Annotated in this window: 18 protein-coding genes and 1 tRNA gene; 16 read left to right on the forward strand and 3 right to left on the reverse strand. The window is 44.0% G+C overall.

All coding sequences use genetic code 11. The annotated features are described in order from the left end of the window. Positions 1–11: 11 nt before the first annotated feature. Positions 12–87: transfer RNA gene (locus MHN32_RS16380), tRNA-Ala, on the reverse strand. 129 nt (positions 88–216) lie between these two features. On the opposite strand from MHN32_RS16380, the gene MHN32_RS16385 reads away from it, so the two are divergent. Continuing rightward, on the forward strand, positions 217–612 hold the full coding sequence (locus MHN32_RS16385) for a hypothetical protein (protein ID WP_017218483.1): 396 nt from the start codon (positions 217–219) through the stop codon (positions 610–612). Beyond that, on the forward strand, positions 609–1,121 hold the full coding sequence (locus MHN32_RS16390; protein ID WP_174170620.1) for a prolyl-tRNA synthetase associated domain-containing protein: 513 nt from the start codon (positions 609–611) through the stop codon (positions 1,119–1,121). Before MHN32_RS16385 ends, MHN32_RS16390 begins: the two co-directional genes overlap by 4 nt. Here MHN32_RS16390 and MHN32_RS16395 read toward each other — a convergent pair. Next, positions 1,080–2,213: an MFS transporter gene (locus MHN32_RS16395; RefSeq protein ID WP_239422335.1), complete on the reverse strand. Its 1,134-nt coding sequence runs from the start codon at positions 2,211–2,213 to the stop codon at positions 1,080–1,082. The genes MHN32_RS16390 and MHN32_RS16395 overlap by 42 nt on opposite strands. Positions 2,214–2,401: 188 nt before the next feature. On the opposite strand from MHN32_RS16395, the gene MHN32_RS16400 reads away from it, so the two are divergent. From MHN32_RS16400 to MHN32_RS16415, 4 genes are all read left to right on the forward strand, one after another. Continuing rightward, complete coding sequence (locus MHN32_RS16400) at positions 2,402–2,938, forward strand: DUF2058 domain-containing protein (RefSeq protein ID WP_010378951.1); 537 nt, start codon at positions 2,402–2,404, stop codon at positions 2,936–2,938. 72 nt (positions 2,939–3,010) lie between these two features. Continuing rightward, positions 3,011–3,334 carry a c-type cytochrome gene (locus MHN32_RS16405; protein WP_010607213.1) on the forward strand — a complete coding sequence of 108 codons (324 nt, stop codon included), beginning with the start codon at positions 3,011–3,013 and terminating at the stop codon, positions 3,332–3,334. A gap of 121 nt (positions 3,335–3,455) precedes the next feature. Next, positions 3,456–4,223 (forward strand): class II aldolase/adducin family protein, encoded by a 768-nt coding sequence (locus MHN32_RS16410; protein WP_102057539.1) that lies wholly within the window; start codon positions 3,456–3,458, stop codon positions 4,221–4,223. Positions 4,224–4,231: 8 nt separating this feature from the next. Further along, positions 4,232–5,407 carry a mandelate racemase/muconate lactonizing enzyme family protein gene (locus MHN32_RS16415; RefSeq protein WP_088531804.1) on the forward strand — a complete coding sequence of 392 codons (1,176 nt, stop codon included), beginning with the start codon at positions 4,232–4,234 and terminating at the stop codon, positions 5,405–5,407. 129 nt (positions 5,408–5,536) lie between these two features. Here the strand turns inward: MHN32_RS16415 and suhB are convergent, their stop codons facing one another. Continuing rightward, positions 5,537–6,340 carry an inositol-1-monophosphatase gene (suhB, locus tag MHN32_RS16420; RefSeq protein WP_010607217.1) on the reverse strand — a complete coding sequence of 268 codons (804 nt, stop codon included), beginning with the start codon at positions 6,338–6,340 and terminating at the stop codon, positions 5,537–5,539. A 215-nt stretch (positions 6,341–6,555) separates the two neighbouring features. Between suhB and trmJ the strand changes: the two genes are divergently transcribed. From trmJ to MHN32_RS16470, 10 genes are all read left to right on the forward strand, one after another. Beyond that, on the forward strand, positions 6,556–7,284 hold the full coding sequence (trmJ, locus tag MHN32_RS16425) for a tRNA (cytosine(32)/uridine(32)-2'-O)-methyltransferase TrmJ (RefSeq protein WP_010607218.1): 729 nt from the start codon (positions 6,556–6,558) through the stop codon (positions 7,282–7,284). Between the two features lie 291 nt (positions 7,285–7,575). After that, entirely contained in the window at positions 7,576–8,067 is a 492-nt protein-coding gene (gene iscR, locus MHN32_RS16430; protein ID WP_010378960.1) for a Fe-S cluster assembly transcriptional regulator IscR, read from the forward strand. Positions 8,068–8,090: 23 nt separating this feature from the next. Beyond that, positions 8,091–9,305 carry an IscS subfamily cysteine desulfurase gene (locus tag MHN32_RS16435; RefSeq protein ID WP_010378962.1) on the forward strand — a complete coding sequence of 405 codons (1,215 nt, stop codon included), beginning with the start codon at positions 8,091–8,093 and terminating at the stop codon, positions 9,303–9,305. 60 nt (positions 9,306–9,365) lie between these two features. Continuing rightward, positions 9,366–9,749 (forward strand): Fe-S cluster assembly scaffold IscU, encoded by a 384-nt coding sequence (gene iscU / locus MHN32_RS16440; RefSeq protein ID WP_010607219.1) that lies wholly within the window; start codon positions 9,366–9,368, stop codon positions 9,747–9,749. A 9-nt stretch (positions 9,750–9,758) separates the two neighbouring features. Further along, complete coding sequence (gene iscA, locus MHN32_RS16445; protein WP_010378967.1) at positions 9,759–10,082, forward strand: iron-sulfur cluster assembly protein IscA; 324 nt, start codon at positions 9,759–9,761, stop codon at positions 10,080–10,082. 60 nt (positions 10,083–10,142) lie between these two features. Next, positions 10,143–10,667, forward strand: a complete 525-nt coding sequence (gene hscB, locus MHN32_RS16450) for a co-chaperone HscB (RefSeq protein ID WP_102057536.1) — start codon at positions 10,143–10,145, stop codon at positions 10,665–10,667. 41 nt (positions 10,668–10,708) lie between these two features. Further along, on the forward strand, positions 10,709–12,571 hold the full coding sequence (hscA, locus tag MHN32_RS16455; RefSeq protein ID WP_239422336.1) for a Fe-S protein assembly chaperone HscA: 1,863 nt from the start codon (positions 10,709–10,711) through the stop codon (positions 12,569–12,571). A 1-nt stretch (position 12,572) separates the two neighbouring features. Further along, positions 12,573–12,911 (forward strand): ISC system 2Fe-2S type ferredoxin, encoded by a 339-nt coding sequence (gene fdx, locus MHN32_RS16460; protein ID WP_010607222.1) that lies wholly within the window; start codon positions 12,573–12,575, stop codon positions 12,909–12,911. An 88-nt stretch (positions 12,912–12,999) separates the two neighbouring features. Then, the gene (locus tag MHN32_RS16465) at positions 13,000–14,433 is read left to right on the forward strand and encodes an NAD-dependent succinate-semialdehyde dehydrogenase (protein ID WP_239422337.1); all 1,434 of its coding nucleotides are present in this window, start codon (positions 13,000–13,002) and stop codon (positions 14,431–14,433) included. Between the two features lie 99 nt (positions 14,434–14,532). Then, on the forward strand, positions 14,533–15,414 hold the full coding sequence (locus tag MHN32_RS16470; protein WP_239422338.1) for an NTP transferase domain-containing protein: 882 nt from the start codon (positions 14,533–14,535) through the stop codon (positions 15,412–15,414). The last annotated feature ends 32 nt before the right edge of the window (positions 15,415–15,446 follow it).

Genomic DNA, 15,446 nt, shown 5'->3' on the forward strand with positions numbered 1-15,446 from the left:
AGTGCGGAAAGTGGTGGAGCTAAGCAGGATCGAACTGCTGACCTCCTGCGTGCAAGGCAGGCGCTCTCCCAGCTGAGCTATAGCCCCACATTCCGTCAGTGGACGAAGCGAAATTTAATCATTTTTTATATTCCCGTCAACCCCAGACAAAAAATTTCGCTATTTTTTTATAGTCTTTGTTACACTGAACTGAAAATAAAACGAATTAAGCGAATTATGGTTCTGCGTCATATCTTTTCTATTCTCATTATTGGGCTGCTAGCGAGTTGTGCATCACAGCCTGATGAGCCTGAACTTATTATCGAAAAACAATCTCTTCATAAGCGTCTTTCGCCAACTGGTGATAAAGAATTTGCTTTCATTGTAACGGTACAAGCAACACCTCGAATGGAGCTGGATGCAAGTAAGCCAATATCAAGAAGAGAGTTAAAACGCTTTGCCGAGTTTGAGCGTATTGAAGATTCCCCCTCTCTAAAACTCAAGCTAGAAGAGCAAGCTGTCGCCTTATTAAAACCGGCTTTGATTGAGGCGGACTACTGTAATTCAGGTCATAAAATTACCGATGTATACTGGCGACAGCGTAGCGTTCAGTTACGAGGTAAGTGTTTGTGATCAGAAACAATCCAAGTGCACTTGCAGAGCGGCTCGCTCAGTTAGATATCAACTATCTCAATTATGAGCATCCACCGTTACATACTTGTCTAGATGCTGACAACTTGAAGTTAGAGAGAAAAGGGACGCGACTGAAAAATCTCTTCCTCCGAGATAACTATGGAAAGCGACACTTTCTTTTTATTATTCCTGCAGATAAGCAAGTCGACCTAAAAGCGCTGTCTAAATCTCAAGGGGTGTCGCGTTTAGGTTTTGCATCGACGGACAGATTAGCGAAGTATTTAGGGGTGGAACAAGGCTGTGTGTCAGTACTCACACTGCATAACGACAACGAGCAACGAGTCGAATTATGGCTTGATAGTGAACTGCAATCTGCGCACTTATGGCAGTGCCATCCCCTAGTGAATACTAAAACTTGGGTGTTAACGCTCGAAGATTTAAAGCGCTTTTGGCAAGTCACAGGACATTCACCTCACTGGGTTGACTGTGTTTCTCAAACTCAGAGCTAAGCCGACTGTACAAACGATAAAAAGTGACGCACAAAACCAAGCGATACCAGCTTGCTCATAAATCAAACCCGGAAGGTAAGATCCCAGCACGCCTCCGGAATAATAAAATGAAACATAAGCGCCATTGGTGACGGTTGCAGGTGCCTGACTAATACTGTTGGCTAATGGTGCAGCGGTAGAATGGATCACAAACATACAGCCGCAGAACAGCGTAAATAAGACTACAAAAAAGAACACAGACGCCACGGGTAATAGCGCAATGGTTGCAGCGTAGACTAAAAACATCACAGCTAAAAATCGCCAGGTAGAATGAAATTTACTTTGTAGCCAAGGTGTAACGATAGACCCTAAAGCACCAACTAAATAGCCTGTATAGACCCAGCCCACTTTACTGGGATCAGTTAAATTAAAGTCGTACTTGAGTATAAAAGGTAAAAAGTTGAGTAGCCCCGCGAAGCAGAAAAACATACAAAATACAGAGCTGTATAATCTCACTAGGCGCGATTGCTTGAGTGGTGCCAAGTAATCCCTGATCCTTGTCGCGTGAATTATTGGTGGTTTGTTTTTGCTGGCTCGAATGCTAAATGCCAGCACAATCAATAACAATGCGTTTAGGTAATAGAAACTTTGCCACTCAAACCAGACAGTAAAGTTGGCTGCAAGTGTACGGCCAAAATAACCTCCGGCTATGGTACTTCCGATGTACAAGCTCATGTTTCTTTTCAACTGTGAGCCACTAAATTGTTGGCCGATATAACCTGTCATCGCAGTGAGTGCTGCAGGTAATAATAGCCCTTGAATTAACCGAGCAAACAATAGCCCTGAAAACGAAGTCATTGAAGCAAATGCTAAACTGCTGAGTGCCAAGAGCAGCATGGTCCATTTTAAAATGCGCAGCGGATTGGACTTTGCCAGCAATAACCCGTAGCAGATTGGCGCGATAGCCAGAGGTAGCATAGTTGCTGACATCAGCATGCCCGCATCTGACGCCGATACATTAAATTGCTCTGCAAACTCGGCCAGCAGCGGCTGCGGCGCGTAAAGCACAAAAAAAATGGTCACAGAGCAAAGCAATAGATGAATGACGGGCATTAAGCAATAAGGCGTTTAATTTCGATGGGTTAGCTTAAATTAAAGCAAACTAGATGACAATTTTTTGCGCTAAATCACGATGCGCAACAATAATTTTGGTAGTTTTACATTAGATTGACCGATTCCTCTCTGGTCAATCGAAATTGCTGAGTTAAAATAGTGAAAAGTCTATTTTACGGAGTTGCATGATGGGTTCACTGCAAGATCAGTTGCTAAAAGCAGGTCTAACAACTGAGCACAAAGCGAAAGTTGCAAAAACACAAAAGCGTAAACAGCAGAAGAAAAAGAAAAAAGGCGCAACGAGCGACCAAACAGACCTTCAAAAACATATTGAGCAGACAAAGCTTGAGCAGCAAAAGCGTGCCGAAGAGCTAAATAAAGCGAAGCAAGAAACGCTAAAAGATAAAGAGCAAATTGCTCGCGTGAAGCAGATCTTAGAACACCATAACCAAGATGAGATCCGCGGTAATGTGACCTTTAACTTCACATATCAAAATAAGGTGAAGGAGTTAGAAGTTAATTCCGAAACACAAAAAGCGCTATCAAAGGGGCGTTTAGCGATTTGTGTATTAGAAGAGCAGTTCTACGTACTACAAGATGAACCTGCTAGAAAGATTGCAGAGGTAGACGAGAAGTATATCGTTTTCCATGTTGAGGACAATCAGCAAGGTGATGAGGATGACCCTTACGCTGACTTTGAAGTCCCAGATGATTTGATGTGGTAGTGATTAGGCTTTAGGTCAAACTTTAGTCTACACTGACTTACAACGTTAACCGTCAATAAAAAGAGTAATGATATGAGCAAGATGAAAAAACTACTAGTAGGGACTACGGTGGCAATTTGCGCACTAGGTTCAGCAAGTTCAATGGCTGCAGATGGTAAAGCATTGTATACAGCAAAGATGTGCCAAACCTGTCATGGTGCAGAAGGTAAAGCACCGATCATGCCTCTGTATCCGAAGGTAAATGGTCAAAGCAAAGAGTATTTAGCGGCGCAAATGAAAGATATCAAATCAGGTAAACGTAATAACGGTATGACAGCAGCAATGAAAGCGATGGTTGCTAATGTCACTGACGCTGAAATCGATGCGATTGCAGAGTATCTATCTAAAGTTGAATAACACCAAAGTTAGATATCAAAGATGATAAAAAACCACCGTTCGCGGTGGTTTTTAGTTGAAGATATAATTAAGCTAATTTAGACTTCTATACATCCAAATGTGGAGTCAATAAGGGATCCCCATGTTCGAATTACCTCAGTTAAATTTAAAAGACAAAGTAAGCGCAGAAGAATGGCAGCTGCGTGTTGACCTTGCCGCTTGCTATCGACTGGTTGAGCACTTTCGTTGGGGAGATCTAATTTATACGCATATGTCGGCGCGTTTGCCGGGTACGGATCATTATTTAGTAAACGCCTTTGGCCTGACCTTTGATGAAGTCACCGCTTCTAATTTGGTGAAGGTCGATCTTGAAGGGAATATTCTTGATGATACGCCATTTGAGATTAATCCGGCGGGCTTTACTATTCACAGTGCGATCCATGAGGTGCGAGAAGATGCGCATTGCGTTATCCACCTCCATACCAAAGAGACGATCGCAGTCGCAAGTGTAGAATGTGGTTTATTGCCTTTGAGTCAGCATAGTATGTTCTCCTTACCATCACTGTCGTATCACGGCTATGAAGGCTTAGCAGTGAATATGGATGAAAAAAAGCGCTTGCAAGATGACTTAGGTACAACCAATCATATGCTGCTGGTGAACCATGGTGGTTTAACTGTTGGACCAACGGTAGGCGATGCCTTTATGCGTTTTTATGACTTACAGCGTGCATGCGAGATTCAAGTTGCGATTCAAGCAACGGGACAACAAGCCGTACCTGTACCACAACCCATTATTGATAACATATATAACCAAGCGAATGTCGTGCATAGCGGTAGCACCGGTGGTCAATTAGCATGGCCCGCAATGCTTCGTAAAGCTTACCGCCTAGACCCAAGCTTTGCTCAATAGGAGTCAACATGAAAGTTAATCGCGTCGAAGTTTTCGATATTCATTGTCCAGATAGACCTGCTTGGACACCCGTTTTTGTTCGTATTCACACCGATGAAGGCATTTCAGGGGTTGGTGAAGCTGGGCTTGCATACGATCTCGGCCACAGCGCTGCGGCCAGTATGATCAAAGAAATGGCTGAAGCTTTTTTAATTGGTCATGACCCGTTTCAAACCGAGCTGCTTTGGTCGCGTATGCTCAGAGAAAGCTTTTGGGGTTTAGGTGGCGGACCTGTGGTATATGCGGCAATGTCAGCAATAGATACCGCGCTTTGGGATATTAAAGGTAAAGCCTTAAACCTACCTGTTTATCAGTTGCTTGGTGGTAAAGTGAACCCTGAGCTTCGCACCTATGCCTCACAATTACAGTTTGACTGGGATAGCGAGTTTAAAGCACTAGTTCAACCACACGAATATGCTGAAGCGGCTCACAAAGCCATTGCTGAAGGGTACGATGCGGTTAAAGTTGACCCAATTCAGTACGATAAAGATGGTAACACCTATTACGATAGAACTAAGCTTATCTCGCGCGCGGAAATGAAATTATACCGTGCAAGAATGAAAGCAATACGTGAAGCGGTAGGTGATGAAGTCGACATTATTTTTGAGTGCCACAGCTTACCAGGCGCGACATCAGCCATTCAAATTGCAGACATCGCTGAAGAATTTGATTGTATGTATTATGAAGAGCCAGTGAATTATCTTAACCACTCTTTACATGCAAAGGTAGCCAACAAGACCTCTGTACCAATCGCTGGTGGTGAGCGTTTGTATAATCGCTGGGGTGTTCGCCCTTATTTTGAAGATCAAAGTATTGATGTACTGCAGCCAGATATTGGCCTATGTGGTGGCTTTACGGAAACTAAGAAGGTATGTGATTACGCCGATATCTTTGATATCCGTATTCAGGCGCATGTCTGTGGCGGCCCGGTAGCAACCGCAGCTTCATTACACTTGGAAACCGCGATCCCAAACTTCCTGATCCATGAGCACCATACTTACGCAATCAAAAAGTGGAACAGAGAGCTATGCTTGCAAGACCCACAGCCTAAGAATGGTATCTTTACAGTGTCAGAAGAACCGGGGCTTGGTATTGAGCTAAACGATGAAATCGTGATGCGCTCAGCCCGTGTTGAAATTAAGTAGGTATCTGACGCTCAACGTAAATACCTGAGTTTGGAATAACAGTTAGCTCTTACTATGGTTATTCTTAGACTCAATCAGATACAAAAAACCCAAGCAGAGCTTGGGTTTTTTGTATCTAAGCCAGAGTTATTATTTTAGCAATGACTCAGTTAATACTGGACGAATTTCTTTTACAATCGCTTGGCAAAGCTTAGGCGCGCCACAGATGATGTTGCCGCTACGGTTAAAGTTAGCACCGCCTGCAAAATCAGTGACCATACCGCCTGCTTCTTTTACTAACAGCTCACCGGCTGCTGTATCCCAAGGCTTAAGGCCAATTTCAAAGAAGCCATCCATACGACCTGCAGCAACATATGCCATGTCTAAAGCTGCAGAGCCCGCACGGCGGATATCAGCTGTATGAATGAATAATGCTTTGAACGCTTCTAGGTAGGCATCCATGTGGTGCTTTTGCTTGAAAGGGAAACCTGTTGCAAGCACAGTGCCTTGTAATTCAATAGACTTAGATACACGAATACGTTTGTTGTTTAGCTGTGCGCCTTGGCCACGAGAAGCAGTAAATAATTCGTCGCGGATTGGATCGTATACAACAGCTTGCTCTACGCGACCTTTAACTCTTAGCGCGATAGAAACAGCATAATGAGGGATACCTTTAACGAAGTTAGTTGTACCGTCTAGAGGATCGATAACCCAAAGGTAGTCTGCATCTTTGCCTTCGTGATGACCAAATTCTTCACCAACAATAGCGTGATCAGGGTAAGATTTTAAAATTGTGTCACGAACGATTGATTCCGCATCTTTATCGATGTTAGTTACTAAATCATTTGTGCCTTTTTGAGTAGCTTCAACGCGCGATAAATCTTCACTTGCACGTAGGATAATCTTACCTGCGTTACGCGCAGCGCGTACCGCAATGTTCAACATTGGATGCATAGCATTACCTTTAGGTTGTAAAAGAACAGGATCATTTTGAGCCGGCGTATTCTAGCGGTTTTTTCTCTAAAGTAAATAACCAATTGTGAATTTCTCTGGTTGTTTTTTGTACTTCGTTGCTACATAAAGATTTTTAATTTCTGGTTGTGGAGCTTGGAAAAACGCAAATTAGATATGCTACACTGCGCCATTATTTTTGTTTGAGACTCGTGTAAATGGCTTTAGAAGATATTCGAATTGTATTAGTGAACACCTCACACTCTGGCAATATTGGCTCTGTTGCGAGAGCGATGAAGACGATGGGGTTATCTAAGCTTTACTTAGTTGACCCTGCATGTGAAGTGGACAGCCATGCAAGTGCATTGGCGGCTGGCGCAACAGACGTGTTGGGTGCAGCGACTAAAGTCGATACACTTCAAGAGGCGATTGCTGATTGCGCTTTAACTATTGGCACGAGTGCGCGCTCACGCACTTTGTCGTGGCCAATGGTAGACCCGCGTGAGTGTGCACAAAAATTGGTTGCTGAATCGGTGAATGGCCCAGTTGCATTGGTATTTGGTCGAGAAAACAGTGGCTTGTCGAACGAAGAGCTGCAGTTGTGCAACTATCACGTATGTATTCCGGCTAATCCTGAGTATAGCTCGCTTAATCTTGCGATGGCAGTGCAAACGTTGGCCTACGAAACGCGTATGACATACTTAGACACGCAACAAAAGCAGCCAGAAGAAGTGGATGAAACGATTTACCCATCATCAAAGCAGATGGAGTTATTCTACGAGCATCTTGAAAATACCCTGAATGACACTGGCTTTATCATCAAACAGCATCCGGGCATGGTAATGACCAAGCTAAAGCGTTTGTTCAACCGTGCTAGACCGGAAGATCAAGAACTTAATATTCTACGTGGGATCCTAAGTTCGATAGATAAATCTACTAACAAGTAAACCAAACAAGATAACAGTATTGGCCAACTCGGCGCGCCAATACTGTTATATTTCTACTGTCTAAATGTCAACCATTCCTTTTGTGAAATCTTGCATAAATCTTCATCACTAATACTTGACTAAAATACTCAGGTAATTACAATATCCATAATACCTGATTAAATTACTCGGGTATTTTGGGTAGGCATACGAGGGTTGCAGATTTAAAGCCGTTATTATGCTTGGTTAATACTTGACTATCTTAGTCAAGTAATTAAAATTTGCGGCTTGGTAAATTAGCGGGGGTTATGCATGAAACTGACATCAAAAGGCAGATACGCCGTGACAGCAATGTTAGATGTTGCGTTACACGCAAGTATTGGCCCTGTTCCACTAGCCGATATCTCTGAACGACAAGAGATTTCGCTATCTTACCTTGAACAATTATTTGCCCGTCTACGTAAACATGGCTTAGTTAGCTCTGTACGTGGTCCAGGCGGCGGCTACTTATTAGGCCGTGATGCACACACAATTTCCGTTGGTGATGTGATCAATGCTGTTGACGAGTCCGTTGACGCAACACGTTGTCACGGCGAAGGCGGCGGCTGCCAAAGCGGTATGCGCTGTCTAACTCATTCATTGTGGTCTGATTTAAGTGTGCGAATTGAAGAATTTTTAAACAGTATTTCCCTAGCCGAGTTAGTCGCCGACGCGGATGTTCAATCCGTAGCAACGCGGCAAGATAAGCACGTTAAACGTGTTATCGAGCAATTAGACAATATTCAAGTGAGCTGTCAACTCTAGGTTGACGTCAAGCGGAGAGATAAATGAAATTACCGATATATCTAGATTATGCAGCAACCGCTCCGGTTGATCAGCGTGTTGCAGACGAGATGATGCAGTGCCTGACAATGGATGGTAACTTTGGTAATCCAGCTTCTCGTTCACACCGTTTCGGTTGGCAAGCAGAAGAACTGGTTGATCAGGCGCGTAATGATATCGCTGATTTAATCAACGCTGATCCGCGTGAAATCGTTTTCACATCTGGTGCAACTGAGTCAAACAACCTTGCAATCAAAGGTGCTGCGCAGTTCTATAAAAAGAAAGGTAAACACATCATCACCGTTCGTACAGAGCACAAAGCAGTACTAGACACCTGCCGTGAGCTTGAGCGTCAAGGCTTTGAAGTGACGTATATGGATGTTGAAGACAACGGCTTACTTGACTTGAAAAAGCTTGAAGCAACCATGCGTGAAGACACTGTTTTAGTGAGCGTAATGCACGTTAATAACGAGCTAGGTGTTATTCAAGATATCGCGACTATCGGTGAGATGTGTCGTGAGCGCAAGATCATGTTCCATGTTGATGCGGCGCAAAGTGCTGGCAAGGTACTAATCGACCTACAAACATTGAAAGTAGACTTTATGTCATTTTCGGGCCACAAAGTTTATGGCCCGAAGGGTATCGGTGCGTTGTACGTACGCCGTAAGCCACGTGCGCGTTTAGAAGCACAAATGCACGGTGGTGGTCATGAGCGCGGTATGCGTTCTGGTACTCTTGCTACTCATCAAATCGTGGGTATGGGCACAGCATTTAGAATTGCTAAGCAAGACTTTGAAAAAGACCATGCACACATCAGTGCGCTTCGTCAGCGTCTATTGGACGGCCTAATGGATATGGACGAAGTTTATTTTAATGGTGCTATCGACCAATCAGTACCTGGCATTGTAAACATCAGCTTCAACTTTGTTGAAGGTGAAAGTCTACTAATGGCAGTTAAAGACATTGCGGTTTCTTCAGGTTCTGCATGTACATCGGCGAGCTTAGAGCCATCTTATGTACTGCGTGCTCTAGGTCGTAATGACGAATTAGCACACAGCTCAATCCGTTTCAGTATTGGTCGTTTTACGACAGAAGAAGAGATCGATTACACCGTCAATCTTCTTAAGAATTCTATTGGTCGCTTACGTGAGATGTCACCGCTTTGGGAAATGCACCAAGATGGCATCGACTTAGATAGCGTTGAATGGGCACACCATTAAGCAAGTTTTAGCCGCTGGCTGGATACTATCCAGCCGCAAGCAGGTAGTGAGGAAATAGTTATGGCTTACAGTGATAAAGTTATCGACCACGTTGAGAATCCACGTAACGTAGGTTCTTTAGACAAGAACGATCCAAGCGTAGCAACGGGCATGGTGGGGGCACCTGCATGTGGCGACGTAATGAAACTACAAATTAAAGTGTCAAAAGAAGGCATCATCGAAGATGCGAAATTCAAGACATATGGTTGTGGTAGCGCGATTGCATCATCATCCCTTGTGACTGAGTGGGTGAAAGGTAAATCGTTAGAAGAAGCTTCCACTATCAAAAACACTGATATCAGCGCTGAGCTTGAGTTGCCACCAGTGAAAATCCACTGCTCAATTTTGGCAGAAGATGCGATTCAAGCTGCGATTGCAGATTATAAGAGTAAACAAGCGAAGTAAGAGACTATTATGGCAGTGACGTTAACAGATGCAGCCGCTAATCGCGTATTAGCCTTTTTGAGTAACCGTGGAAAAGGCATAGGGCTGCGCGTTGGTATTAAAACCACGGGCTGTTCAGGTCTTGCTTATGTTCTCGAATTTGTCGACGACTTAGATGAAGGCGACGAAGTATTTGAAGACAAAGATGTCAAAATCATCGTTGATGCAAAAAGTTTAGTTTATATCGACGGCACAGAGCTTGATTACACAAAAGAAGGTCTGAATGAAGGGTTTAAATTCAATAACCCAAATCAGAAAGACGAATGTGGCTGTGGCGAAAGCTTCACCGTATAGTTTGCAACAGTGAATAGCTTAAAGCCCTGCCTTGGTGGGGCTTTGCTGTATTAGGTGCGTATGCGTTATTTTGAATTATTTGATTTACCTGTTGATTATCACGTTGATTTAAACAAACTAAATCAAGGTTATTTAGAGCTACAGCGTGCAGTTCACCCAGATAGATTTGCTGGTAAAAGTGAGCGTGAGAAGTTGCTCGCGGTACAGAAAACCGCAGAGATCAATGACGCGCTAGCGGTACTTAAACACCCAGTTAAACGCGCCGAGTATATGCTAAGCGAAAAGGGTGTAGACATACGTGCAGAGCAACAAACGTTGCAAGATCCGATGTTTTTAATGCAACAGATGGAGCTGCGCGAAGCATTAGAAGAATTACCTGATGCGGCGGATCCTGACGGCGCGATTGCAGAGTTCGAAACACAGATTAAAGCGTTAGATACAGAGTTTAGCGCCTCCCTTGCCGAGCAGCTTCAAAGCGATGACGTGAGCACATTAGAAGCCGCAGCAGACAATATTCGTAAGCTAAAGTTTGTCTACAAGTTACGCGACGAATTAGCACGTATCGAAGATGAATTATTCGATTGATGATGTATAACATCAACAAACGTTAAAGTGAAAAGAGCATTATGGCATTATTGCAAATTGCTGAGCCGGGGCAGAGCGCGGCACCTCATGAGCATAAATTAGCGATTGGTATTGACTTAGGTACCACGAACTCTCTTGTGGCAACAGTACAAAGTGGCGAAACGAAGACTCTTAGCGATTTTATGGGTAAACCTATGCTGCCGTCGGTAGTAAGGTACACCGACTCAGAGGTTATTGTTGGTGAACAAGCCCAAGCTGCTTCTGCTGAAGACCCGACTAATACGCTTATTTCTGTAAAACGTTTTTTAGGTAAAACGCAATCTGAAATAGAACAAAGCTATGGTCAGTTGCCTTATAATTTTGTCGATAATAACGGTTCGCTTGCTATTGAAACCGTAGCTGGCGCTGTAAGCCCAGTGCAAGCCTCCGCTGAAATTTTAAAAACATTACACCAACGTGCTATTGATAGCTTTGCTGGTGAGGATGTAATGGGCGCGGTGATCACTGTACCTGCATATTTTGATGATGCACAAAGGCAAAGTACAAAAGACGCAGCCGAGCTTGCTGGTCTAAAAGTATTAAGACTTCTCAATGAGCCGACTGCAGCTGCGGTAGCTTACGGCCTAGACTCCGGTCAAGAAGGCGTGATCGCAGTTTATGACCTTGGTGGTGGTACGTTTGATATTTCTATCTTACGCTTAAACCAAGGAGTGTTTGAGGTATTATCAACCGGTGGTGATTCTAGCCTTGGTGGTGATGACTTTGATTCACTGTTGGTCGATTTCTTCAAACAGCAAACGCAGCTATTTAATTTAAACCCAAAAGAGCTACGCTTGTTTATCAATAAGGCAAGAGCCTGTAAAGAAGCGCTTTCAAGCTATGAAACGGTAAACGTAGAGCTACCAGTTCGCGAGCAAAAGTTGGTTGTTACGATCACGCGTCAAGCATTTGCTGAAATGGCAATGCCTTTAGTTAAAAAGACTTTACGCTCTTGTCGCCGCGCGTTAAAAGACGCCGGTGTCACAGCAGAAGAAGTCTTGCAGGTTGTGATGGTCGGTGGTTCGACTCGTATGCCAGTGGTGCGTGAAGAAGTCGGGAGTTTCTTTGCCAAAGAGCCGCTAACATCAATCGATCCAGACCGTGTGGTGGCATTAGGTGCTGCTATCCAGGCTGATATTTTAGTGGGTAACAAGCCTGACTCTGATATGTTACTGCTTGATGTATTGCCATTGTCTTTAGGCCTAGAAACTATGGGTGGATTGGTTGAAAAAATCATTCCGCGCAATACCACTATTCCTGTTGCACGTGCACAAGAGTTTACCACTTTTAAAGATGGTCAAACCGCTATGTCATTGCATGTATTGCAAGGTGAGCGTGAACTCGTTGATGATTGTCGTAGCCTAGCTAAATTTAGTCTAAAAGGCATTCCACCAATGGCGGCAGGCGCTGCGCATATTCGAGTCACTTTTAGAGTTGACGCTGATGGTCTATTGAGTGTTTCGGCTGAAGAAAAGTCGACAGGCGTGCAGGCTGAGATCCAGGTAAAACCGTCGTTTGGTTTGAGCGATGAGCAAGTAGCACAAATGCTAAAAGATTCGATGAGCAATGCCAAAGAAGACATGAGTGCTCGTATGCTTAAAGAGCAGCAGGTTGAAGCACTGCGTGTATTAGAAGCGTTAGAGGCATCGCTTGCAACGGATGGTCATCTGTTGGCAGAAGATGAACTCAATACACTGCGCGGTGCAATGACTGAACTTGCACAAATTCGCGAAAGTGCAGACAATCCAGAGCAGATTAAAAAGGCGATCGAAGAAGTCGATCAGGCGAGTAGTGATTTTGCTTCACGCCGAATGGATGAATCAATTAAAAAGGCACTGCAAGGGCAGTCGGTAGACGAGGTGTAATATGCCACAAATTATCTTTTTACCCCATGAAGAGTTATGTCCGGAAGGTGCTGCAATCGAAGCGAAAACGGGTGAAACTGTACTCGATGTGGCTTTGAAAAACGGAATTAGTATTCCACATGCCTGTGAAAAATCATGTGCATGTACTACGTGCCATATCGTTGTTCGTGAAGGTTTTGACTCGCTGGAAGAAAGCGATGAGTTAGAAGATGACATGCTAGATAAAGCATGGGGTCTCGAAGCTGAGTCTCGTTTGGGTTGCCAAGCGATAATTAGTGATGAAGACTTAGTGGTTGAAATTCCAAAGTACAATCTCAATATCGTTAATGAAGACCATTAAGTGCTGCTAACAACCTAGGTTGTTACTGACAAATTTAATAAAGCCGTAGTCTGATACTACGGCTTTTTGCTTTTCTAGGAGGAACGCTATGTCACTCATCAGTAACCCCGAATTTTCACTTATCAATGGCCAAGCACATCATAGTAACACGCATGTCGATGTGGTTAATCCTGCAACTGGAGAGCACCTTGCTCAGGTTTCGGAGGCGGATAATCAGGCTGCCGATAAAGCGCTGCAAGCAGCGGCTGAAACCTTCGAAAAACTCGCTAGCACGACAGCACATGCCCGTAGTCAAGTACTTAGAAAATGGTACGAATTGGTAATAGAGCATCGCCAGGCCTTGGCTGAAATCGTCACTAAGGAACAAGGCAAACCGCTTAAGGAGGCACTTGCCGAGGCGGATTATGCTGCAGGATTTATTGAATGGTATAGCGAAGAAGCCAAGCGCGCCTATGGTCAGGTTATTCCCAGTCATTCTCAATCACATGAGCTAACTACAATCAGGCAAGGGATTGGTGTTGTACTTGGGATCACACCGTGGAATTTTCCACTGGCGATGATCACCAGAAAAGTAGCACCAGCTTACGCTGCAGGCTGTAGTTTTATTTTAAAGCCCTCTGAGAAAACTCCTCTTGCGGCCATCGCCCTTGCAAAGCTGGCTATTCAGGCTGGAATGGAAGTTGGCGCTTTTCAGGTGTTAGTGACTAACGACTCTAAAGGGTTAGTAGCACACCTTACTGAGTCACCACAAGTGCGAAAACTCACGTTTACGGGATCAACACAAGTGGGGAGTGCGTTGTTAAAGCAATGTGCCGACACAGTGAAAAGAACGTCAATGGAGCTTGGTGGTAATGCACCATTTATTGTTTTCGACAGCGCTGATGTTGAGCAAGCGGTAAGTGGTTTGATGGCAGCGAAGTTCAGAAATGCAGGACAAACTTGTGTGGCCGCAAATCGTGTGTTTGTCGCGAAAGGTATCTCGGCAGAACTACTCAACACACTCACTCAGCAGGTTAGCACGCTCACCTTGGGAAATGGTCTAGAGCAAGGTATTGATATTGGTCCACTCATTTCACTTGAAGCCAAACAAAAAGCACAGCAGCTGTTAGAAGATGCGTTAGCTAAAGGTGCGAGCATCGCTTATCAAGGTGATAAACAAAGCGGCCAATTTATGGCACCGGTAGTTATCACGGGTGTAAATAGCACCATGCGGATCTTCCATGAAGAAATTTTTGCACCGATTGTCAGCATTATTGATTTTGAGAGTGAAGATGAAGTGGTAAGAATGGCAAACTCTGTGCCAGAAGGGCTTGCTGCTTATTTTTATTCGAATGATGGCAATCAAATAAGGCGAGTAAGTCATGCGCTTGAGTATGGCATGGTTGGGATTAATGAAGGGATCATATCCAATCCAGTAGCGCCTTTTGGTGGTGTGAAGTTTTCAGGTCTTGGTCGAGAAGGAGCACAGGAAGGATTGCTTGAATACCAAGAAATAAAGTACTTATGTCAAAAGTTTAGCTAGTTCACACTAATTGCGAGGACGTCTTTCCTCGCAATTGCTTTTATTCTGCGCAAAAGCTCAGTACACTTACCCGCTTATTTGAGTTTTGATATTTTTTCAATGATAGGAATCGAACAACCCCCTAAGCTGATCATTTTGGCAGGTGGATTAGGAAGCCGCTTTGGTGGTAATAAGCAGGTTGCTGAGCTGCCAAGTATCGATAAAAGCATTATGGAATTGAGCATAATTGACGCGCATCATGCTGGTGTGCAAGATGTTATTTTGATCATCAATGACAAAGTGCGAAGCCTAATCGAAAATGTGATATTGCCACGATTGCCGAAGGCGCTGAACATTACTTTAGTGCAGCAGCGGCTTAGCGATATTCCGAATGAATTTATCGACTGTTTGGCAGGGCGAGAAAAACCATGGGGCACAGGACATGCGCTGCTGTGTGCAAAACCATACGTTGATAAGCCTGCGATAGTTATTACGGCGGATGATTATTACGGGCCAGATGCATTTGAGCAGCTTGTTGAACATTTTCAACATCATAGCAATATGGCGATGGTCGCATACCCCATTATAAATACCTTATCAGATCAAGGTGGAGTAAACCGTGGCGTTTGTCAGGTACAAGCGCAACAACTACACTCGGTTGAAGAGGCATTAGATATTCGCTTTGAAAACGGCGAGTTGTCAGGTGATATTGCAGGTAAGCGGTGTAAGATAGCAAGCTCAGCGCTTGCTTCGATGACCTGCTGGGGTGTTATGCCGTCACTTTTTGATTCATTAGAAGCCGGGTTTAATGCGTTTTTAAGGAATTATGACAACGGTGTCAAAAAAGAGTATTATCTGCCAGATTGTATCCAACACAGTATCAATAAGGGCCTACAAACCGTGTCGGTCTACCAAGCTAAATCACATTGGTACGGTATAACTTATAAGAGCGAACTAGACATTGTCGCGAGAAAGATTTATGAAGCACGTCAGGGAAGATAATCATCTCCACACAACTACATCCGACTTAACTC

This window comes from Pseudoalteromonas sp. Of11M-6, from assembly GCF_022347905.1.
Taxonomy (GTDB): domain Bacteria; phylum Pseudomonadota; class Gammaproteobacteria; order Enterobacterales; family Alteromonadaceae; genus Pseudoalteromonas.